14 protein-coding genes are annotated in these 21,084 nt (G+C 39.5%); 6 read left to right on the top strand and 8 right to left on the bottom strand.

Features of this window, described 5'->3' with window-relative positions; all coding sequences use genetic code 11:
- Positions 1 to 80: 80 nt before the first annotated feature.
- On the bottom strand, positions 81 to 3,395 hold the full coding sequence (locus tag MSBRW_RS20150) for a tetratricopeptide repeat protein (RefSeq protein ID WP_196298032.1): 3,315 nt from the start codon (positions 3,393 to 3,395) through the stop codon (positions 81 to 83).
- A 708-nt stretch (positions 3,396 to 4,103) separates the two neighbouring features.
- Here MSBRW_RS20150 and MSBRW_RS06425 point away from each other — a divergent pair.
- Entirely contained in the window at positions 4,104 to 4,340 is a 237-nt protein-coding gene (locus tag MSBRW_RS06425) for a hypothetical protein (protein ID WP_196298033.1), read from the top strand.
- Positions 4,341 to 4,446: 106 nt separating this feature from the next.
- On the opposite strand, the gene MSBRW_RS06430 is transcribed toward MSBRW_RS06425, so the two are convergent.
- Positions 4,447 to 5,463: a tetratricopeptide repeat protein gene (locus MSBRW_RS06430; protein WP_011308441.1), complete on the bottom strand. Its 1,017-nt coding sequence runs from the start codon at positions 5,461 to 5,463 to the stop codon at positions 4,447 to 4,449.
- 1,086 nt (positions 5,464 to 6,549) lie between these two features.
- Between MSBRW_RS06430 and lonB the strand changes: the two genes are divergently transcribed.
- The 3 genes from lonB to MSBRW_RS06445 are packed head-to-tail and all read left to right on the top strand — an operon-like array spanning position 6,550 to position 11,296.
- Positions 6,550 to 8,646: an ATP-dependent protease LonB gene (lonB, locus tag MSBRW_RS06435; RefSeq protein WP_011308440.1), complete on the top strand. Its 2,097-nt coding sequence runs from the start codon at positions 6,550 to 6,552 to the stop codon at positions 8,644 to 8,646.
- A 2-nt stretch (positions 8,647 to 8,648) separates the two neighbouring features.
- Complete coding sequence (locus MSBRW_RS06440) at positions 8,649 to 9,986, top strand: TldD/PmbA family protein (protein WP_011308439.1); 1,338 nt, start codon at positions 8,649 to 8,651, stop codon at positions 9,984 to 9,986.
- On the top strand, positions 9,986 to 11,296 hold the full coding sequence (locus tag MSBRW_RS06445) for a TldD/PmbA family protein (RefSeq protein WP_011308438.1): 1,311 nt from the start codon (positions 9,986 to 9,988) through the stop codon (positions 11,294 to 11,296). Before MSBRW_RS06440 ends, MSBRW_RS06445 begins: the two co-directional genes overlap by 1 nt.
- A 391-nt stretch (positions 11,297 to 11,687) precedes the next feature.
- On the opposite strand, the gene MSBRW_RS06450 is transcribed toward MSBRW_RS06445, so the two are convergent.
- From MSBRW_RS06450 to MSBRW_RS06475, 6 genes are all read right to left on the bottom strand, one after another.
- Complete coding sequence (locus tag MSBRW_RS06450) at positions 11,688 to 12,137, bottom strand: universal stress protein (RefSeq protein WP_011308437.1); 450 nt, start codon at positions 12,135 to 12,137, stop codon at positions 11,688 to 11,690.
- Positions 12,138 to 12,970: 833 nt separating this feature from the next.
- Positions 12,971 to 13,909 carry a nucleoside recognition domain-containing protein gene (locus MSBRW_RS06455; RefSeq protein WP_011308436.1) on the bottom strand — a complete coding sequence of 313 codons (939 nt, stop codon included), beginning with the start codon at positions 13,907 to 13,909 and terminating at the stop codon, positions 12,971 to 12,973.
- A 134-nt stretch (positions 13,910 to 14,043) separates the two neighbouring features.
- Positions 14,044 to 14,499, bottom strand: coding sequence for a universal stress protein (locus MSBRW_RS06460; RefSeq protein ID WP_011308435.1), 456 nt, complete (start codon positions 14,497 to 14,499; stop codon positions 14,044 to 14,046).
- A 188-nt stretch (positions 14,500 to 14,687) separates the two neighbouring features.
- Positions 14,688 to 15,197 (bottom strand): 4Fe-4S dicluster domain-containing protein, encoded by a 510-nt coding sequence (locus MSBRW_RS06465; protein WP_048103055.1) that lies wholly within the window; start codon positions 15,195 to 15,197, stop codon positions 14,688 to 14,690.
- 13 nt (positions 15,198 to 15,210) lie between these two features.
- Positions 15,211 to 17,085 (bottom strand): anaerobic carbon-monoxide dehydrogenase catalytic subunit, encoded by a 1,875-nt coding sequence (gene cooS / locus MSBRW_RS06470; RefSeq protein WP_011308433.1) that lies wholly within the window; start codon positions 17,083 to 17,085, stop codon positions 15,211 to 15,213.
- A 1,347-nt stretch (positions 17,086 to 18,432) separates the two neighbouring features.
- Positions 18,433 to 19,191, bottom strand: coding sequence for a hypothetical protein (locus MSBRW_RS06475; protein ID WP_011308432.1), 759 nt, complete (start codon positions 19,189 to 19,191; stop codon positions 18,433 to 18,435).
- A 340-nt stretch (positions 19,192 to 19,531) separates the two neighbouring features.
- Between MSBRW_RS06475 and MSBRW_RS06480 the strand changes: the two genes are divergently transcribed.
- Entirely contained in the window at positions 19,532 to 20,422 is an 891-nt protein-coding gene (locus MSBRW_RS06480) for a DUF6731 family protein (RefSeq protein ID WP_011308431.1), read from the top strand.
- Positions 20,423 to 20,875 (top strand): hypothetical protein, encoded by a 453-nt coding sequence (locus MSBRW_RS06485; RefSeq protein WP_011308430.1) that lies wholly within the window; start codon positions 20,423 to 20,425, stop codon positions 20,873 to 20,875. It abuts the gene before it with no gap.
- Positions 20,876 to 21,084 lie beyond the last annotated feature (209 nt).

A 21,084-nucleotide genomic window follows, 5' to 3' on the forward strand; every position in this document is an offset into this window, starting at 1 on the left:
GAGAGCGGCCTGTACAAAAGTGAATATTTAAAATCGCAGAATGAGAATTGAAATAAACCAGAACAGAATTTTTATACCCTTTAGCTAGCTGGAATAAGAATGCATCGGCATTTTTCCTTTATATCCTCAAAATCCAGATTATTCAGGTTCTTAATATTTTCATGCATAAGCGGTGAGTATTTTTCAATTAGAGAGCTGTTTTTTTCTATCAGAGTTTTAATTTCTTTTCGGTCTTTACAAAAATTAATATCCCCTATCAGAGCCAAAAATTCTTCTGTATTCTCTCTGGTGATATTTTCGCTTTTGATGAGGCGTATTTCTTTCTCTTCAAAAATATGTATAAACGATGTTTTTATTGGCTCATGTCCGGCTTGCACGTCTCTTGAAGCGGAAAATTGAGTATTTATGGTAGCCAGTAGAATAAACTGCTCTTTCTGGTATTTAACGTGGGAGATTATTCCCTCATCCTGCATTTTATATGAGTCTTTATCGAGAGTTAGCAGAACACCGGATGATCCTCCCTCAATTTCATTTTCCAGACCGGATAGCCATTTCTCAACGTCCTTTTTCGTTTTTCCTATCCTAAAAACACCATTAGCCATTAAAAACGCCTTATTTCCGGCACAAAGGGGGCTGTTTAGATCATTCTTTGCAACACCATAGAATCTTGAAGGTTTGGGATTTGTCTGAGGTACAAGAATTATATCACAGGCAGAAATCAGGCGGTGTCTCAGTTCGTCATTGAGGTATTCGAAGCAGATAAGAACTCCAAGATTAAGATTATCCCGCAACTTGAAAATATGGTTCAATTTTCCCTGTTTCATGCCTTTGTGAAAAAATAGGTCACGTTCTTCCTTTGCTCCAAACATCTTTTCGCTGTGTATTATATTAGAGTTAGGTATTACAACAGGACAGATATTCTTCCGGAAATCTTCTTCTCCAAAGTCAGAAGCAAACAATTTCTCATATTTTTCAAGATTTTCTTCCGTAACGTAGTGTGTACCTGCGAAAACAATTATCCCGGTTTCATTAGCATAGTTCTGTATGTCTTCGAGGTAGTCAAAAGGTATCGAAAATTCAGGGAATACAATAATATCAGCTTCTTCTTTGACAGCCTCAAGTATTGCCATTACTTTTCTTTTATAGGCTTCACTTTCCAGAACTTTTACTGCGTAGTCTTCACCATAAACATCGTATCTTAACTGTACAACTGCAACTTTCAAATCCCCTGCGGTACAGACACCGTTGAAGCAATCATGCAAAAAGATTCGAGCTTTTTTATTTTTACTTATTGTTTCTGAGTAATCAATATCTCTTATCACTGGTTTCTGGGTTGGAGTTTCAAAGATAATTCTATCTTCACCACTGGGAATATACCTTCTTTCCAGAAAATCAATTTCAATTTCATTGTCTTTAATTTCTTCCTTGCTCAGTGCACGGTTGAAAATAATCGTATTTGCTGTTTTTACGGTCAATTTATCTTTTATCTTTTCGGCATCAAATGTAATTCTGAGCTTCCAGTTGTTATAAAAAAGGTTAGGGCTGAAAGGCTCCTCTATGTAATCTTTGAGCTTCTTTTGAACACGCCCAAACAAATTCTCAAGCGCTTTATACTCAATAGCTCTTATTTTTCCGTCAAATTCTTCCAGATGCTTTTTGCGGCTCTTTATGTCCTTTTCATCAAATATTTTTGCAATTTCTTCAAATGCACCTTTTATTCCTGGATCAATATTTTCGGGAAGGATTTCGATTACTTGATTAATTATTTCTTTAGCTTTAGAGCCATTTTCCTCTTCAAAAAGCTCTACATTTTCAAGGATTTTAAGCAACCCAATATAAATGCAGTAACAAACATTTGTCTTTTTGTAAGTTTCCTTCGCGTCCTTGAACTGATTTGTAGCTTGCTTGATTAACTCCAGATCCGGTTGCTCAGAGCCAAGGGCTTCGTTGACCAGTTTTCTTCCTTCAAGATAACAAACAGTAGAATAAGCAGTTTTTTCAATTTCTTCGTCATCCTCAATTTTCCCCAACTTTTCAATTGCTTTAATCGCCTTTTCGTATCCCTCTGCCCTTTTTTCCGAGTCTTTTTCCTCTCTAATATCCTTTATAACATAATCTACATAAGCACTGAGACCTGCTTCCATCACCAACTTCTTTTCATGCTTCAGCCCATATTTGCTAAAAAATTCCTGATTCTTTTTGCAGAGTTGGTAAGCTTCTTCCAGATACTTAATCTGGCGGTGAGAATTGGTTTCAGATTTTGCCTGTTCTGTATTTAACTCAATAAGCTTCATTATCGAATGGGATTTTCTACCTATCGTCAGGTATTGCATAGGTTCGGAGTAGATTTCGAGTGCTTTTTCGTACCTTTGTTTAGCCTCTCCAATGCGCCCCATATTCCAAAGCAAGTTTCCTAAATTGTTGAGTGTAGTTCCTACATAAGATTGGTAAGATACGTTTTCGGGGTCATGTTCAAGGAGGTTTTGCCTCATTTCGAGTGCGTTTTCGTATCTTTGTTTCGCCTCTTCAATGCGCCCCATATCAGAAAGTAAAGAACCTAAATTGTTTAGTGTAGTTCCTACGTAAGATTGGTAAGATACGTTTTCGAGGTCAGTTGCGAGGAGGTTTTCATAAATTTCAAGTGCGTTTTCGTACCTTTGTTTCGCCTCTTCAATGCGCCCCATATCAGAAAGCAAGGCACCTAAATTGTTTAGTGTAGTTCCTACGTAAGATTGGTAAGATACGTTTTCGGGGTCGGTTGCGAGGAGGTTTTCATAAATTTCGAGTGAGTTTTCGTACCTTTGTTTCGCCTCTTCAATGCGCCCCATATCAGAAAGCAAGGCACCTAAATTGTTTAGTGTAGTTCCTACGTAAGATTGGTAAGATACGTTTTCGGGGTCGGTTGCGAGAAGGTTTTCATAAATTTCGAGTGAGTTTTCGTACCTTTGTTTAGCCTCTTCAATGCGCCCCATATTTTTAAGCAAGGCACCTAAATTGTTGAGTGTCATTGCTACATCTGATTGGTAAGATACGTTTTCGGGGTCAGTTGCGAGAAGGTATTGAGAGATTTGAAGGTGTAGCTCATAGCAATTTTTTGCTTGAAGAAAACGTCCCGTGTTATACAAAATATTTCCAAGAGTAATAATTTCGTCAAGGTTCATCTGAAGGATTGACTGGTAAAGCTCGTTATCAGGATCTGTTGAGATAAGTTCTTCAGCAATTTTTAAAGCAAGGGAATGAATATTCAGAGCTTCTTCATATGCCCCTACTGCCTGCATTAGATGTCCTTTTAAAGTCTGAACATAGAGAAAAATGTCATTTGTTTTCTCATGACGTGCGGCTTCTTCAGCTTTTTCAAGTGCTTTTAAGGCTTCCTCATTTTGATTTTTTTGCATTAGCTCTAAAGCTTCTTTTAAGTGGTTTACTGCTGAATCTCTCAAACTCTCCAACATAATAAAAGAATAAGTTAAGGATATTTTAAAGATTTTGTTTTTTTACGATGAAATAATGACAAAAAGTGCACAAATAAGAGATTATTTGCTTTTCTTTCTTTGCATACGCGGAAAAGCCGCGCCGTGGGCGCGTGGACAAATTTGGCCTAAGACGGCTGACTACAGTTGCTATGGATTAGATTTTAAACCGCTTAATTTCCTCCCACTTGAAATGGAGTTATTCTAGTACTGCGATTCCTAAGTAGGTTCATAAAAATTGAACTTTGAATCGATCCAACGATCATGAATTTTTTCCAGGAAATAAGGAATCTATTTTGGAATCGAAACACTAGTTTTTCGCACTCAGGATCTTTTTATTCAGGTATCAGGAATCTCACTTTAACCCACGTTTTCTAAAAATTTGATGTTTACTGATCTCTAAAAAAGGGACCTGGGAAAAGGTAAATAATGTGAACAGAGAAATGAAATACAAATAAAATAGAGATTCGGGGGAAGGGTAGAATCGAGATTCCTGAGTTTAGAAAGAAAGAAAAAATATACCTCCTGCTTGTGAGTATCTTTCTCGCAGCTATCCTCTTTTATACCTTCTATATCGGACAGCTTCTCTGGGGTATAGTTATTGATGTTCTCATTCTGAGGCTTTATTTCCTCATGAAAAGGGAAAGAAGTTACTTCAGTGAGTGTTCCCTGGATGAAAAAGAAGCAGGAACTCCGCTAGATCCTCAGATGAGGAAGAAAGTTCGGCTTGCAAACTTTCTTATTACTCTCTTCGTGCTTGGGCTGGTTGTTTATTCATACTTTACTTTACAGTTCATCTCGGGAGTCGTTGTAGGTCTACTGATTTTGCTTTATATACATATGCTACTGTTTTCGAAAGATGACTTGTAAAAAGTTAAACTAGTTAGACTGTTGCGAGCCTTAAGAGATTGGAGGCTCTATGACGCTGCCCTCTAGGATTCTCTCGGCGAATTTGAGATTAAAACCCTTCAAAATTTTAAGGATTTTCCGACTTGTCTGAATTCTCCAGCTTTTCCAAAGTTTCTGGCTTTTCCGGCTTTTCCGGCTTTTCTGGATTCTCCAGGTTTTCCAGAGTTTCTGGCTTTTCCTGTTCTTCCAGGCTTTCCAAATTCTCCAGGTTTTCAGGGTGCTTCAAGGTTTCCTGTTCTTCCAATTTTTCTGGATTCTCCAAGTTTTCCTGATTTTCCAGTTTTTCCAGGGTTTCTGGTTTTTCCTGCTCTTCCAGAGTTTCCAGTTTTTCAAGTCTTTCCCGGGTTAAAGCGATGGCTTCTTGAATATTCTTATCTTCAGGCTGCTGAGAGAGAATGTTTTCCTGTATGGCCAGAGCTTTTTCAAGGCTCTGTTTTGCAGTATCGCATTTTTCCGGCCCCTGCTGAATAAGGCAGTTTCCAAGCCGGCTGAGCGCAACTGCGAGTTCGGCCTGATAGCCAGGGTTGTCGGGCTTTTCTTCAAGCAGCTTTTCATAAAGCTCAATCACCTGACTGAGAATTTCGCATGCTTCTTCAAAAGAACCCATATCCATAAGGAGAGCTGCATAATTGTTCAGGTTCTCGCCGGCAGCAGATCGGAAAACGACGTTTTCAGGTTCTTTCTCCAGGAGAATTGTATATATCTCCCGAGCCCGAGTATAATACTCGACAGCCTGTGGCTTTTCACCTTTACTTTTTAGCAGGTTACCGGTATTGCTCAGGGTTGTGCCCATATAGTGCTGGTAGTCGAGATTTTCAGGATTAGCTTTAAGGAGTTCTGAACCTGCATCAATCGCCTTTTCGTAGGTTTCGAGAGCTTCATCATATTTTGCCTCAGTATAATAGATGCCCCCACGCATAAAAAGAATATAATATACTGCGTCAGTGGCTTTCGCTTTTCTTGCCGAGTCTTCAGCTTTGTTTAAGGTTTCAAGAGCTTTATCCAGCTTGCCTTTTTTGATCTGGGTTACTGCACTATGAATTTGCTTCAGAAGGAGAAGATTTCTTACCTTGCTTCTGGACATAAGAGAAAAATGCCTCTTGTTTTTTTAAATAGCTGTCGATATCGGTTTATGGACAGCCGGCAGTACATGGCTTAAAGTTAAATTCTAATTACCTCTAAGTTAGTTTTGAACTGATCTTAACAGGCCTGAACTGATCCGAAAATATCTAAACTAATCTGAACTAATCTGAACTAATCTAAACTAATCTAAACTAATCTAAACTAATCTAAACTAATCTAAACTAATCTAAACTGGTCTAAACCTGCCTGAAATGACCTTGAACGGATCTAAACTGATCTGAACTAGTGCATCGATTCTCAAATAAATATATAATAAGAAAATAATTACAGCTTGTGACGCAAATATTATTTTAAAGTCAGATGGAATTATGTAACACGGAAAACGCAGCTATTCGCAGAGTGATTCAATCTGGACATTATAACCACGGAAAACACGGAAAGCACGGAAGAGCCGCGCCTTTACTACTTATTTCCGTGGCTTCCGTGCTTTCAGTGGTTGTCAAAAAATTATTCCTAACATACTTTGGAATCAATGTACTAGTACTCCGATTCTGAAGTAGGTTCATAAAACGTGACTTTTTATAGATCTGAATATTAAGGATCTTTCCAGGAAATAAGAAATTGATTTTGGAATCGAAGCACTAGTTCTGAATCAGCTCCTAAATCTGAATCAGCTCCTAAGTAGCTCGGTCTGAATTAGTGAATAATGCTCAATGTATATATAGGGGAATAGCATAAAAGAGTTGAAATTATCTAAAATGATTTGAGAATTAATATTCCATTACATTTTAGAGCCAAATGTGCAAATCTAGCAGATAGTATAACAACAAAAAGTTTCCCTAGATTATAGATATCAAAATATTTCTATAAATTATATATACACTGGCAGGTTAATTATATATAGAGTAAGTTAATATAATTAGCAGATATATGTGTGGGGTCACAGTAACTTGAGGAACTCATTATTGTGGCATCCTCTTTTTGCCAATAATTTTATCACTAAAAGGTTATTATTTTTTCGATAACGTCAAGTATATATATTGATCAGTAACGTCTATTGAATAACGTTCTAATATGTGAGCTAACCATGGTGTATAATAATAATCAGAACATAGACAAGTCTTCGGGGAAGATGGATGAACCCGCTGAAAATATAGGCGAGTTCGTTCAGGACGGAGATACGTCTGCGGCCGATCAGAAGAAGGAGGAGTCCGGTGGGGGTATGACCGAGCCCGAATCCAATCAAGTTAAGGCCGAGTCTGAGTCCGATCAGGATGCGTATGAAGACGTTGATATCGGCTTTTCATTTGACAATACTTCTAATATAGACGTACCCAAACTTCTTATCGACCAGGTGCTGGGCCAGGAACATGCCGTCGAAGTCGTAAAAAAAGCGGCCGGTCAGAGACGGCATATCATGATGATAGGAACCCCAGGAACAGGGAAATCTCTGCTTGCAAAAGCAATGGCAGAACTTCTTCCAAAAGAAGAACTTAAGGATATCCTTGTGTATCCTAACATGGAAGACCTTAACAATCCTAAAATAAGGGAGGTTCCCGCCGGAAAGGGCAGAGAAATCGTCATGGCTCATAAGATGGAGGCCAGAAAGAAAGCCCAGGCCAGAAATATGCTCATGATGCTTTTTGTTGTGGGCATTATCATCTACTCTTATTTTGTTAGTCAATTACTATGGGGCATTATTGCAGGCATTATGATTCTCATGTTAACTCGCCAGTTCCTGCCTAAAGAAGAAATGATGATCCCGAAGCTGGCGGTTTCAAATTATGACAAAGAGCACGCACCTTATATCGATGCAACCGGAGCTCACGCAGGAGCTCTGCTTGGAGATGTGAGGCACGACCCATTCCAGTCCGGCGGGCTTGAAACTCCTGCTCATGACAGAGTAGAGGCTGGAGATATCCACAAGGCCCACAAAGGTGTGCTCTTTATTGACGAAATCAACACTCTCAGGCTGGAATCCCAGCAGAGTCTCCTGACTGCACTTCAGGAAAAAGAATACCCGATTACGGGGCAGTCTGAGAGAAGTTCAGGAGCTCTCGTCAAGACCGAGCCTGTACCCTGCGATTTTATTATGGTATCTGCAGGAAACCTCGACGCTGTGCAGAAGATGCACCCTGCGCTCAGGTCAAGAATAAAAGGTTACGGTTACGAAGTTTACATGCAGGATTCTATGGAAGATACTCCTGAGAACCGGAAGAAAATGGTCCGTTTCGTTGCCCAGGAAGTTGTTCGGGACGGGCATATTCCTCACTTTGATGAAGGTGCAGTGGAAGAAGTAGTTCGGGAAGCCAGAAGGCGGGCAGGCAGAAAAGGACACCTTACCCTAAAGCTTCGTGACCTTGGTGGACTTGTACGCGTGGCAGGAGATATTGCCCATTCCGAAGGCGCTCCATTAACAACCGCCGAGCACGTACTTGCAGCAAAAAGAATCGCAAGATCTATTGAACAGCAGCTTGCAGATAGTTATCTAGAAAACCGCAAGGATTACGAATCCTTCCTTAGAAAAGGTTCTGCTGTAGGCAGGGTCAATGGGCTTGCAGTCATGGGCGGAGATTCCGGAATTGTACTTCCTATAGTCTCCGAAGTCACCCCTGCACTTTCCGGAGCTGAAGGGCGTATTATAGCAACAGGTAAGCTTAAGACGATTGCAAAGGAAGCAGTGTTAAATGTCTCTGCCGTGATTAAAAACATGACAGGCACGGATGTATCTAGGCATGATGTCCATATCCAGTTTGTAGGGACCTATGAAGGTGTCGAAGGAGACAGTGCATCAGTTTCCATTGCAACAGCCGTTATATCTGCCATTGAGAATATTCCTGTAGACCAGACCGTGGCAATGACAGGTTCGCTTTCAGTCAGGGGAGATGTCCTGCCTGTAGGTGGAGTTACCTATAAAATCGAGGCTGCAGCCCGGGCCGGCATTAAGAAAGTAATTATCCCCAAAGCAAACGAGGCAGATGTTCTTATTGAAAAGGCATACAAGGAAAAAATCCAGATCATCCCTGTTTCCTCTATTGCGGAAGTAATGGAACACAGCCTTGTAGGTCCGAAAAAGAACTCAATTATCGAAAAATTGCGAAACATTACAAAGCTCAGCTTCGACATTCCTGAGGTTTCACCTGCTTCCGTACAGGCTAAGAACCTTTTTGGGTGCAGGAACTGATCATGACTATTATGCAGGATATTAAATTTTATGACTGCAGGGTAATTGAGGGCAGTTCCACCTCAATTATTCTGGATAACGGAAAGATTGAAGAACTATCCAGAAACTTCACACGGGGGGCCGGTGTAAGAGCTCTCTGTGGTGGTTCCTGGGGCTATACGTCTGTGGAAGGGGAAATCGACCTCAAGCAGGGTGTCGAGGCGGCCTCAGAACTTGCTATTTCTATGAATGCCAGTACTCCCAAGGAAGACGTGGAACTTGCAGCCATAAATCCTCCAAAAGTAAAGAATCTCCCTGAGGTCAGAATCGACCCAAGGGATGTTTCTATCGAGGAAAAAGTCGATCTTTTAAAAAGCATAGAAACCCATGCAAAAGTAAAGGGCATCAACAGTACCAAGGTAATGTACCTGGAATCCGAATTTAAAGTTGGGTACAGGAGTTCCGATGGAATTGAAGGTGCTTATGAGCTTATGAACGTCGGTTTTGCGGTTTCGGCAGTTGCTTCGGAAAATGGGGTATATCAGGCAGGCAGGGAGAGCCGCTTTGGATATGGGTATGAGGTTTTTGAGAAAGAAAATGTTCTGGAACTTGCTGGCAAGGCAGGAAATACCGCAATCGAACTTCTCAAAGCGAAAACCCCTAAAGGCGGAGAAATGCCTGTGGTCCTTGACCAGGAACTGGCTGGTGTCTTTGCCCACGAAGCCGTTGGACACGCAGCTGAAGCCGATCTTGTCCTTGAGGGCGACTCCATCCTTGAAAACCGAATTGGGGAACATATTGCATCTCCTCTTGTTACGATTATCGATGACCCTACCCTGCACGAGTTTGGATACTATCCTTTTGATGCCGAAGGGGCACAATCAAAAAAGACAGAAATAATCAAGAACGGGGTTTTTAATTCCTATCTCCATTCCCGGGAAACTGCAGCGAAACTTGGAGGAACTCCAGGGAACTGCAGAGCTCAGGGCTATTCAATGCCTGTTGTAAGGATGAGCAATACATTCATAGATAACGGTGATGCCAGGTTTGAAGAGATGCTTGAAGAGGTAAAAGACGGGATGTATCTTATAGGCTCAAGAGGAGGACAGGTAAACACCGGTGAAGGAATTTTCCAGTTCAATGCCGAAAAAGGGTACTTGATAAGGAACGGAGAACTCTCCGAACTTGTAAGGGACGTTTCTCTCTCCGGCAAAACTCTTGAAATTCTCAACCATGTGGCCCTTGTGGGCAATGACCTGAAAATGACTGCAGGCAGATGCGGAAAAGCCGGACAGCTCGTATCTGTATCAGATGGTTCTCCTCATCTTGCAATCTCAAAAGCCCTTGTAGGAGGTGCATGATGTACGAGCTTGCAAGAAAAGCCCTAAGGCTTGCAGAAAAGGCAGGGGCTGAAGAAGCTGAAATCTATTACGCTGCAAATCACTCAACAGGTGTGAATTTTAGAAAAGACGCCCTTGAGAATGCTAAAGACCGTTTTTCAGAAGGCATAGGAATCAGGGCAATAGTAAACGGAGCCGTGGGCTTTGCCAGCACAAATTCGGCAGCACAAGTCGAAAATGCTGTTGAGGTTGCAGTTGCCGAAGCTAGGGTCAGGGAAAGCGACCCTGATTGGATAAGTCTTCCTTCTAACGGGAAATATCCCACTGTCTCGGGCATCTTCGATAAAAAAGTCGATACTCTTGAACTTGAATCCTGTATTGAGCATGCCCTGGCACTTATTGACGGCACAAAAGAAGTCCCAGGCACGCTTCCAACATCAGGAGGTTTTACTCGGTCAAAGGGCAAGCAACTTATCCTGAACACAAATGGCATAGAAATCGAAGAGGAATCAACAGCAATTTCCGGTTTTGTGGATGTCATTACTGTAAATGGGCAGGCTTCAACAGCCTATGACTTCGGGATTTCTCGTTCTTTAGATATTGATTTCTTTGCCCTCGGAAAGAATGCAGCCGAGCTTGCACTGAAGTCCAATGGCGGAATAAAGGTCGAACCCCAAAAGACTGATGTGATCTTCCATCCGTTTGCCATTGCAGACATTATTGAAGAAGCGCTTTCCCCTTCATTTGATGCGGATAATGTCCAGAAGGGAAGGTCAGGCCTGATAGACAAACTGGGAGAAGAATTGGCAGTGCCAGAACTCAGTATCTACGATGACGGGCTCATTGAAGCAGGAATCGAAACATCGGCTTCGGATGACGAGGGAGTTCCTTCTCAGCGCACCACCTTGATTGGAAAAGGTGTGCTTGAAACTTATCTTTATGACAGTTATACTGCAGGAAAAGCAGGCGTAAAGAGTACAGGAAATAGTTCAAGGTCTTCTTACACAAGCCCTCCTTCAGTGGGGCTCAGGAATGTTATCGTTGATTATCCTCAGACAGATGTTATTGCTGATACGCAGTCCGGGATCTTCGTAAACACAGTAATCGGCGCCCACACGGCAAACTCGATTTCAGGAGATTTCTCCATAGAAGCCAGAAATGCCTTCACAATTAAAGACGGAGCACTTGACAAACCTATAAAATCCCTCATGATTTCGGGTAATGCTTTCGAGCTCTTAAAACAGATCACAGGGGCAGGCTTTGATGTCAGGAAAGTCGGAGGAATAATTACACCTTCAATCCGTGTTGCAGATATGAGTGTTATAGGGTGAACTACCTCTCCCTTAATTCTTCGCCTTTCGGCTTAGTTCCGAGGGAGAAGTTTCCTGATTCATTACTTTCTTTTTTGGGAATAAGTCCCCAAGCCGGTTCTCACTGGAAGCTGTCGAGGAAGGGGACTTCATGCCTTAGAATTAAAAAAGCTTTTCTTTTTTTCAATACTAAATATTATTACCCGTTAATAATATTAGAATTTCCATATTACAATAGATATTTGACATTTCCTTATTATAATAGACGTTTGGTATTCTCTGATTGCAGTAGGTATTTGATATTCCTTAATTACAATAGATATTTGGTGTTTATTATAACAGATAATAATCTACAAGGATTGAGATTTCTATTTTCAGGAAAAAAATTTCATTTTAAAAAGATACTGGTTTTTCATTTTTCAGTTTCACCTTTTACGACCATCACAGGCGTTTTTGAATGCCTTACTACATTTTCAGCTACACTCCCCAGCAGGAACCTGTCAAACCCGGTTCTTCCAAGTGTACCCATAACTATAAGGTCCATGTCTTCCTGTTCTGCAAATTCCATAATTCTGTTTGCAGGATGACCTTCAAGAATTACAGGTTCGACATTAACACCTGAACCTTTTCCCGCTTCTTCAACAAAAGCAACGGCTTTTTTCGCTTCAGCTTCGAGAATCTCTCTCAGTGACTCCTCCCACCCGAAATTTCTCGGAGTATAGCCCGTTGAGGCAATTACGTATACGGCGTAGAGTCTTGCTCCAGTAAACTTAGCAAGCTGAATTGCTGCCTCAATTGCCTTTTCTACCTGTCTCGAACCGTCGGTTGCAATCATTATCTTGTCGTAACTTTTGCTTTCCAAATTAAAATCCCCCAATATTAACACTATGAATTTTTATATTAGGATTTTTACATTACGATTTTTAAATTACATTGTACAACTCTTATTTTGAAGCTTTCTATTACATCCTTGGAAAATCTCTCTTGTGTAGACATTTATATGTTTGTTTACACTTACCGGGAAAATACATCTTCCAGTACTGATATAGAATCATATATAAATTACTTTTTCGTTATGTTTTATTATTTACCAATTAAGATTACCTCAACCCTGATATGCAACAGAAAAAATAATATTGTTTTGATATTGATTTATTGTTTTGATATTGATTTATTGTTTTGATATTGATTTATTGTTTTGATATTGATTTATTGTTTTAATATTATTTTACTGTTTTAATTCAGTTTGTTAGCTATATAAGGACAAAAAGTCCTTGAAGTTGAATTTATCCTCGACTATTCTGGCACAAAAAGGTATTCTTTTTTTGCATACCAGAACACTTATATATGGTTTAATCGTCACAGGGGGTTGGTGAACGGGTAAGCTCAAATCAAATATTATTGACAATAATTATATCCAACATATTTTAACCTCCTCTAAAAAACCCCGTTCACAAACCTATTATTTATATCTTTCTTAAGTTTATACAAGTAATTTTTAGTTATTCTTCTCCAATTTTTTCTGATAGAATATTCTCTTCAACTTTTGGAGCACGCGTTTTTAGAGAAATATTCTTCTGACAATTCCTTCACTGCTATCTTCTGTACTGCTATTTTCTGTACCGCTGTTCCTGCACCGATAGCTTCCGTACTGATACGCTCTTGCACCGCTGGCTCCCATTGATAGCCCCTAAATTATGGAGAGATACTTAAAAGTACTAGCAGGATTGCGAGCCTTACAAACACGCTTATTGCCATTGAGTATATGACAATCTGAAGGCCCAGTTGAGTCCCGAAAATCGCTATTTTTCTTGGAAGCTGGCTTCGAAGCGCGAAAATAGGGAGCATGAACGTACTGCCAAGCATGAGTACAATCATTGCCTGTATGTTCGTAATTTCCCCTGAGTGAATCATAGGGCCTAGAAGTGAGATCCCCAGGATTGGACTAGCCACATAGCTTGTCAGCGGGACAATCGACCCTGGAGGAATTTTAAAAAATTCAGCAAGGGGAAGCACACTGAAAATTCCGAAAAATCCCTGTTCCTGGAGTATAAAAATAATTGTAGTTGCAATAATGTAAACTCCTGCAATTTTTAAAAAAATCTTAAACTCTTTCCTGAAAGCTCGGTTAACTGCACTTTTCAAGGAGACTTTCTCTCTGTTTTGCGGTTCAGGGGTTTTGCAGGGGTTGTTTTTAAGGAACAGTTTGCTTGCAATTGCAATTACCAGGATTTTGAATACTGCTGTGACTACGAATACAATAGAATAAAATCCCCCTACCACAAGGCCAAGTGCAGGCAGGACTATGGGAATCTGGTAGGTAAAAAGTTCCCGAAAATAAACAGGCGTAGAATTCATCATTGAACAGAGTAAGACCTCCCGGTTCTCCAGGCAATTCTCTTTTTTTGCCTGGGAAAGCATGCTATTTGCAGCTACCGTAGACCCTATTGACACCAGGAAAGCTGAAGCACAGGTATCGGGCAGGTTAGTGTAGGCAAAGATAGGGCTTACAAGCCTGGAAAATTTCTGCATCAGGCCGAGTTCTACAAGTACGCTTGTACCCACAAGCCCCACAAAAATCATTGCAAGTATGGGAAGCGCAAAATCAAGTACTTTGATTAAAAGACCTATCATTGGTAGTTATTTCCATAGAAAAAAGTGATCAATGTCTCCAGAAAAGGTCTGGGACTCCATCCCTGAAAAATTTTAAATTTATATTTATCTGCTTTTTTTATATTTATCTGCTCTTTTTATGTTTATCTGTTCTTTTAAACAGTTTCTCCTCTTACTACAAGTACTGGTTTTTTTGAGTTTCTTACCACGTTTTCGGCCACACTCCCGAGCAAGAACCTCTCAATTCCAGTCTTTCCAAGTGTGCCCATGACAATAAGGTCAATATCGCTTTGTTCTGCAAAATCGACAAGCTCATTCGCAGGACTTCCTTGCAGAATTACGGATTCAACCTCAACATTTTCAGTTTTCCCAGAGTTTTCGACATAATTCGTGGCCTCTTTGCCTTCGGCCTTGAAGTATTCTAGAATGGCCTTTTCCCATCCCATATCCTTTGGATAAATTATCGAAAGACCTCCAGAAGCAATCACGTACACAGCATACAATTTTGCTCCGCTTATTTTTGCTATTTCAACTGCTGTTTCGACCGCTTTTCTGACAGATTCCGAACCGTCGGTTGCAACCATTATCTTCCTGTAAAAACTGTTAGTCATACCTTACTTCCCATTTTCTTTTGAACTTATATTTGTTGATATGACAATAATCCTTTATAAAGTATCATTCAGGAAAGAAACGATGGCGCAGATAGGCAAATTGCTTGAAACTGTATGCGCCATCACGATCCTATTACTTGCAAGTTCCACGGCAGTTTAGCTAAAGTAACTTCAGCTAAAGTAACTTTTTAAATCTCGTGCGCCTCGGTGAGAATAATAGCACGTGTCGGGCAGGCTTCGACGCAGGCAGGCATATCTCTGCCCTCGCAGAGATCACATTTTATCCCTGCTTCAGCTTGCCTGCTGATTACCTTACGATTGTGATTCATGGAACTGGTCCAGCAGCCCATAACAAGAATCATATGATATAAAGAAGTAAAACGGGAACATACCATAGAACAGAGCCAGCAGTCTACGCAAAGGTTCGGGTCATAGCTTACAATGCTGGCATTTTCATCCTGACAGATAGCTTTCGTAGGGCAAACCGAAACACAGGGAGCATCCTCACAGTGACGGCAGGTAATGGGAAGAGAAACTCCAAGGTCAGGAATATACTCCAGGTTGATGCGCTTTTTCGGAGCTGGTTTTTCTCCTATGGCCGAAAAGAGAACCTTGCTTTCGGAATGGGCAACAGCACACGCAATTTCACAGGAGCGGCACCCCAGGCAACGTTCGGGGCGAATCATTAAATCCTTCATTATAAATCATCTCTTAGTTCAAGCCCAGTGCCTTTCTTTTTTCGTCAATGTGCTCAAGCATCAGGTCTGCAGCTTTAAAGGGATCAGGCTCAACTGCAAAGCTTGCTCCGACCACGTCGTTCAAACCTCCTGTCAGAAGGGACGTAACAGCCTGACTTCCAAGAACAGCCGGAATAGTCCCGAGCACGGTAAATACGCCGGATGAAACCACATAAGCCCCGATGCTAACCGCCTTTTCGCTCATCCATTCAGGGGCTGCTCCTGCTGCTGGAAGATCACTTATGTCCACACCCAGGCGGTTTGCAATCGCAGCTGAAAGCACAAGGATACGGCTGATATCAACACAGGAACCCATGTGCAGAACAGGGGGTATGCCCAAAGCCTTACAGACGGCTTTTAAACCATCGCCTGCAAGTTCGGAAGCTTCCGGCAGAAGAAGCCCTGCTTCGGCACATGCAATTGCATTGCAGCCGGTTGTGACCACAAGCACATTGTTTTCGATCAGTTCTTTAACGAGGTTGACATGGCCGTAGTTGTGCTTTACTTTTATGTTATTGCAGCCGACAACAGCCCCTATTCCCCGAACAGCCCCGCCTTTTATCGCCTCAATGAGAGGATCAGGGCTTCCTCCAAGGGCACTGAGTATAGCCTCGGCACTGAAGCCTGCCATGCACTCCTGCTTTTCTTCAGGTATGGTAACCTTTTCCGGAACCCTGTTAGGGAAGTTTTCAACGGCAGTCCTTACGATTTCTGTTGCGGTTTCATAAGCTCTGTCCTCATGGAATTCCATTCTTACGGTGTTGGGAAAATCGGCCTTTGGAGATGTAGATATAAACTTTGTGTGGTAGCAGCCTGTAAGTTCTCCAAGCGAGGGCATGATACACTGGACATCAACAACCATAGCTTCCACAGCGCCTGTAATTACTGCCAGCTCCTGCTGAAGGAAATTTCCGGCTATGGGAATCCCATGACGCATTAGGGTCTCGTTACCAGTACAGCATATTCCTACAACGTTGATGCCTGCTGCACCCTTTTCCTCTGCAAGTTTAAGGAGCTCGGGGTTTTCTGTAGCTTCCACGATCATTTCTGAGAGAATAGGTTCGTGCCCGTGGACAATTACATTTACTTTGTCTCTGGACAGCACCCCCAGATTAACGGTGCTTCTTCTAGGCTGTGGAACTCCAAAGAGTATGTCCTGGACGTCGGTGGCTATCATCGAGCCTCCCCAACCATCGGAAAGCCCTGTGCGCAGTCCTTGCAGCAGGATATGAACCGCATCATTGTCCACACCTATATGAGTCCTGTGCATGCATTCCACGATTTCCCGGTCAATCCCCCTGGGCTCTATTCCAAGCTCGGCCCAGAGCTTGAGCCTTGATTCCGGAACTCTTCTGGTACACTGGAGATGTCCATCCTGTTTTCCAAATTCCTGAAGCAGTGTGTTAGCAAGTTTGGCTGCGACTTCCTCCAGGTTTTTGCCCTCTGAGGAAATCCCATATTCCGAGGCAAGAGATAGCAGTTTTGCTTCATCTTTTATCCCGTAACTTCCAGCTTCTCCTTCACTCATTTTCTTAAAGGTCAGAACAGCGTCTCTTGCATGGTCGGAATGAGCTGCTGCACCTGCGGCAATCATTCTAAGGAAATTCCTTGCAACTATGATGTCTGCAGTAGCGCCGCAAATTCCCTTTTGAGCTCCCTCTCCGAAGGGATCTATCCTGCATGGACCCATATTACAATTCCGGCAGCAAACTCCTAGCTGCCCGAAACTGCATTGAGGCAGTTGTTTTTCATACCTGTCCCAGGCGGTTTCAATGCCTTCTTTTTCGGCCTTCTGAAGCATTTTCTGACTTGCAAGGTCAATACTTTTCTCATATATTTCCGTCTTCATCTCATATCCCACATTTAACATGAAAATGCTGCCATCTGCAAGCATTTTCATTGGTTGTGCATTTTATTCAAAGAATATCGTGTTTGTTTTCTCTATTCTTTCTGGAACCATCCGAAACTTCGGTTCAAGCTCCCTGATTTGAAGAATTAGTCCCTAAATCTGTGATCCTGAAGCAACTTTACCTGGCTGATTTTTTATTTTTTGATTTCCAGCCCTGTCTAATCTTAAAACTGGCTAATTTGGAAAAATTCTTCAGGATTATCAAATTTTATTGTTTTATAAACTTTATTAAAAAAGCGCGATTATATTAAGATAAAGCTCGTCCCAAGACTATAATTGGTACCCTGAATCTCGAATTCTGAAAGATAAATCGAGTTTAGGATTAACTTAAACATTTGTTTAGTCATTTGAATATCTTTATAGATTGGCTGATATGTTTGTGGACTACTTAGGGACAAATTCACTCTTTCTGTGTTTATTCCTTTCCCATTTTCTAAACTCGATTTAATCTCTCAATTTCATCGAGTTCGTGTTCCATTTTAGACCTCATTTTATGGTTTCATTATTTTCAAGTTTGTTTCTATTAAGTTGTGTTTCTACTATTGTGTAGATAAGCTGTGTAGATAATTTTATGGAGGCGGTCTAAATGTCACTTATTAACAAATTTTTGAGATTTTTTATTCATCAATTGGTTCTCTTCCATTCTACGTTTTATTCGTTTTACTTAAGGAATGCGGATTCCTATTTCCGATTAACTATATAAGTAAATTGTGCTCATGAGGGCTTTGCACGTAAAGTCATCAAAATCCACTACTTTAAATGCAGATGATCGACTTTAAATGCAAAATGCATAATTTAATTAATTATAAGATGTTTAACAGTTTTGAATTTAGTTAATTAACTTCTTTTATATTAAGGACGTTATTTATAGTTCTGTGCAGTTGACGAAGTATGACCTTCCAAAAAATTGGGTGTGTATTTTCGGGATCTGAGTTTAAGGAGTTTGAGGAAATTTAGTATTATTTAGCATGAAAGTACAAAACAAAACTGGCTTCCAATGCTCCTTTTGATTTTTTGCTCCTTATCAAAATTTAAGCCTTGTATGGAAATTCATTGATTAGTTTAGGTATGGTTTGAAAAACCATAGTTAAGACAACCTTAATACCAAAGGTAATGACGAGATCAATAGTCAAAAAAGGTGGGTAAAAAGTACTTTCATTTCTTTGTGCCTGTTATTCGAAGAATATCATGTGCGTTTTGGAGAAAAATATTAAATATATTGTATCTTAGATTTTCATGAATCAACTCGATCAAAATTTTATATTTTAATAAATTAACAGAGTTGCTCTATTTTTCGCGTTTTATTTTTTTCTCAAAACGTTTTCCTTGATAATCCTCCAACATTTTGTTGATTTTTACGCTTACCCCAGGAATAATCGTTGGTTCTATCTTCGCATATTGACCAATTTTCTCGATGATACAATCTAGCAACATTTTTCGTTCATTTTCTTTTAGTAAATAATAACGATCGGTTAAGCTGATAACTCCTTTATCGTATTCAGAGGATTTTACAAAATTATACATCCCTGGAGCACCTATGGAGACAAACGAACCGTATGAAATAAACGAAAATGATCCGTGCCTAGACCGAAGATACATTTCAACTAGCTGAACTTCATACTTCTTATCCCAAATAACCTCATATTTAAATTCTTTTTTCTTACGAATGTCCTCATGGGTGTTATCAAATGGATCGATTATATGGAAATCAGTGAATCTTAAACCAGGTTCCAGAATTAAGTTATAAATGCCTCCCCGTCCTTCTTTGCTAGGCCCAATTGGAATTCCCATATGTTCAAATTTAAATGAATATTCATTGTCGTGGACTTCTAGCCGGAGACAAGTTTTTGAATGTTCCATTGTACATTTATCAAAGTTATATATATGATTTCCACCTAAATCGAATTTATAGCTGGGGACATCTGAATGGATTTCCCTCCGTCTGTCTAAAGTCACACGCTCTGTTTCGGATTTTGGTTTTATATTAAAATTATTCATAGTACCGTCACGAGCTAGCATATCGACAACAACTGCGTCAAGATACATAGATCATCTCACCTTGTTCCAACTCATTTTATTTTTTTCGTCACTGAAGTTTTATCTATATCTTCCATATAAAATTGTGTAATAGAAATGACGCCTTCTTACTCAACACAAATCGCCATGTTTTTTGATATAAGGCGTCGTTTTCTCTTCTATTTGTTGAGTCAATTTATATTTTGAAAATAAACTATCTATTTATTTAGAAACTTTTTTATGTTCATAAGTTTACTATTAATTGGCGATTTGTTTGAGATTACCTTTACGCTATTCATATGTTGGTAGCTTGTTCTATGATTGTTCTCTTTCTCAAATTGAAGTCGACTATTGTTAGAAGGAAACGAGAATGGATACTATTGATAAGAAAATATATTTTTATAGAATACTTATGAAAAAAATTGGTAAAGTTGTTACTTCGGATAAAGTTTTTTCAAAAATCAATACTTTGCCATTTACTAATGGAGAACGTTATTTAGATTTAGAAAACGAAAATTCTCAATGTATGTATATTGAACCTATAAAACAACCATTAAGAGCTAACATAGGTACTGTTAGAACAAAGAATTTACCCATGACAGAACAAAAAGGAGTGCAAGATCCTTTAAATTTACCTCCTGGTGTAGGATTATATGAAGGCACTCATTTTGTAATATTTTCTAATAATGTAATGGGAGCTGAATACAATTATTACGGACCAAGAATAAGTTGTTTAAAAAATTATATTCCATCTAAAGTTCCTAGTTTAGTAGATGAGGTGGAGTTAATCCCGATTATGAGACACGATTTTATGGAGCAAATTTCAAAAATAGGGGAAATTAAAAAGTTTCGCATGAAAATACAAAGTGACAATATCATTCTTACAGAAAAATTGAATGCAAACCTTCATAGCATGTTTGAACAGGCTAAAAGAGTAGCATATGACACGGAAGATTTAGACATTACTTTAAATTTGTCACACAATATGAAATTATCTATGCTCGATAAATTATCAGAATGGTTGCCCATTCCTGAAGTGCTATCCAGTTTATCAGTTTTAAAAATTCATGCAAAAAACGAAGAAACTAGAAAAATGGAAACGTTTGACTTACTTCAAGATTATATGCTTTCAGTAAAGCCAGTAAATAAAAAAGACGAGTTACATAGGTCGGTCGACAAAAACTCTATGTATAATGCAATCGAATCATCTTATGACGAATTAAAATCTGAGATAAATAGTGTAATTGGAAACGAAAAATAAATGACTGAAACATTATCCGATAACTATCCTAAGAATTTCCTAACATATGAATTAATAATTTCTTTATTGATTAGTGGAATAGCTATAGCTATAATTCAATTAAAATGGTCTCCAGAAGAAGTACACAAGTGGATGTTTTTTAACAAATCTCAATTTTATTCATTGTTAGCTACTATTAGTGGAACTCTTCTGGGTTTTATTATTACTGGTATTTCTGTAATTCTGTCTCTATCAGGATCACAAAAATTAGAAAAAGCAACAGAAAGCACCCAATTTAAAAAAATATTTGTAGTATATTTCAGTACGATAAAATTTCTAGCATTTACTGTAATTATATCAATTATTGGATTTTTAGTAAACAATGATTCTATTAATATCTGTTTATTATATCTATTAATAATTTTATCAATTATTTCATCTTTTAGAATACAGTTTGGGTTCTCAGAAATATAGTTGACATTATTATTCCAGATGCGAATACTAATTCTAAAAAGGCATAAGTATTTAAATTTTAAACTGTTTTGTATTCATACTTACATTATAAATCAACGTTGTCCACTTATTATCGCCTTTTAACTCAATACCACAAGCCTCAGTAGAAATAAAAATAGAAAGCGTTGTGTTCTTTGCTCTTACTTTGATTGTAAAAATTCTGGCTCGAT

Origin of the sequence: Methanosarcina barkeri str. Wiesmoor (genome assembly GCF_000969985.1) — an archaeon.
Classification (GTDB): Archaea; Halobacteriota; Methanosarcinia; order Methanosarcinales; family Methanosarcinaceae; genus Methanosarcina; species Methanosarcina barkeri_B.

Excerpts from the sequence above, each read along its gene's own strand:
- MSBRW_RS20150 (WP_196298032.1), bottom strand. The coding sequence starts at position 3,395 with ATGCAAAAAAATCAAAATGAGGAAGCCTTAAAAGCACTTGAAAAAGCT.
- MSBRW_RS06425 (WP_196298033.1), top strand. The coding sequence starts at position 4,104 with ATGAAAAGGGAAAGAAGTTACTTCAGTGAGTGTTCCCTGGATGAAAAA.
- MSBRW_RS06430 (WP_011308441.1), bottom strand. The coding sequence starts at position 5,463 with ATGTCCAGAAGCAAGGTAAGAAATCTTCTCCTTCTGAAGCAAATTCAT.
- lonB (WP_011308440.1), top strand. The coding sequence starts at position 6,550 with ATGGTGTATAATAATAATCAGAACATAGACAAGTCTTCGGGGAAGATG.
- MSBRW_RS06440 (WP_011308439.1), top strand. The coding sequence starts at position 8,649 with ATGACTATTATGCAGGATATTAAATTTTATGACTGCAGGGTAATTGAG.
- MSBRW_RS06445 (WP_011308438.1), top strand. The coding sequence starts at position 9,986 with ATGTACGAGCTTGCAAGAAAAGCCCTAAGGCTTGCAGAAAAGGCAGGG.
- MSBRW_RS06455 (WP_011308436.1), bottom strand. The coding sequence starts at position 13,909 with ATGATAGGTCTTTTAATCAAAGTACTTGATTTTGCGCTTCCCATACTT.
- MSBRW_RS06460 (WP_011308435.1), bottom strand. The coding sequence starts at position 14,499 with ATGACTAACAGTTTTTACAGGAAGATAATGGTTGCAACCGACGGTTCG.
- MSBRW_RS06465 (WP_048103055.1), bottom strand. The coding sequence starts at position 15,197 with ATGAAGGATTTAATGATTCGCCCCGAACGTTGCCTGGGGTGCCGCTCC.
- cooS (WP_011308433.1), bottom strand. The coding sequence starts at position 17,085 with ATGAAGACGGAAATATATGAGAAAAGTATTGACCTTGCAAGTCAGAAA.
- MSBRW_RS06475 (WP_011308432.1), bottom strand. The coding sequence starts at position 19,191 with ATGTATCTTGACGCAGTTGTTGTCGATATGCTAGCTCGTGACGGTACT.
- MSBRW_RS06480 (WP_011308431.1), top strand. The coding sequence starts at position 19,532 with ATGGATACTATTGATAAGAAAATATATTTTTATAGAATACTTATGAAA.
- MSBRW_RS06485 (WP_011308430.1), top strand. The coding sequence starts at position 20,423 with ATGACTGAAACATTATCCGATAACTATCCTAAGAATTTCCTAACATAT.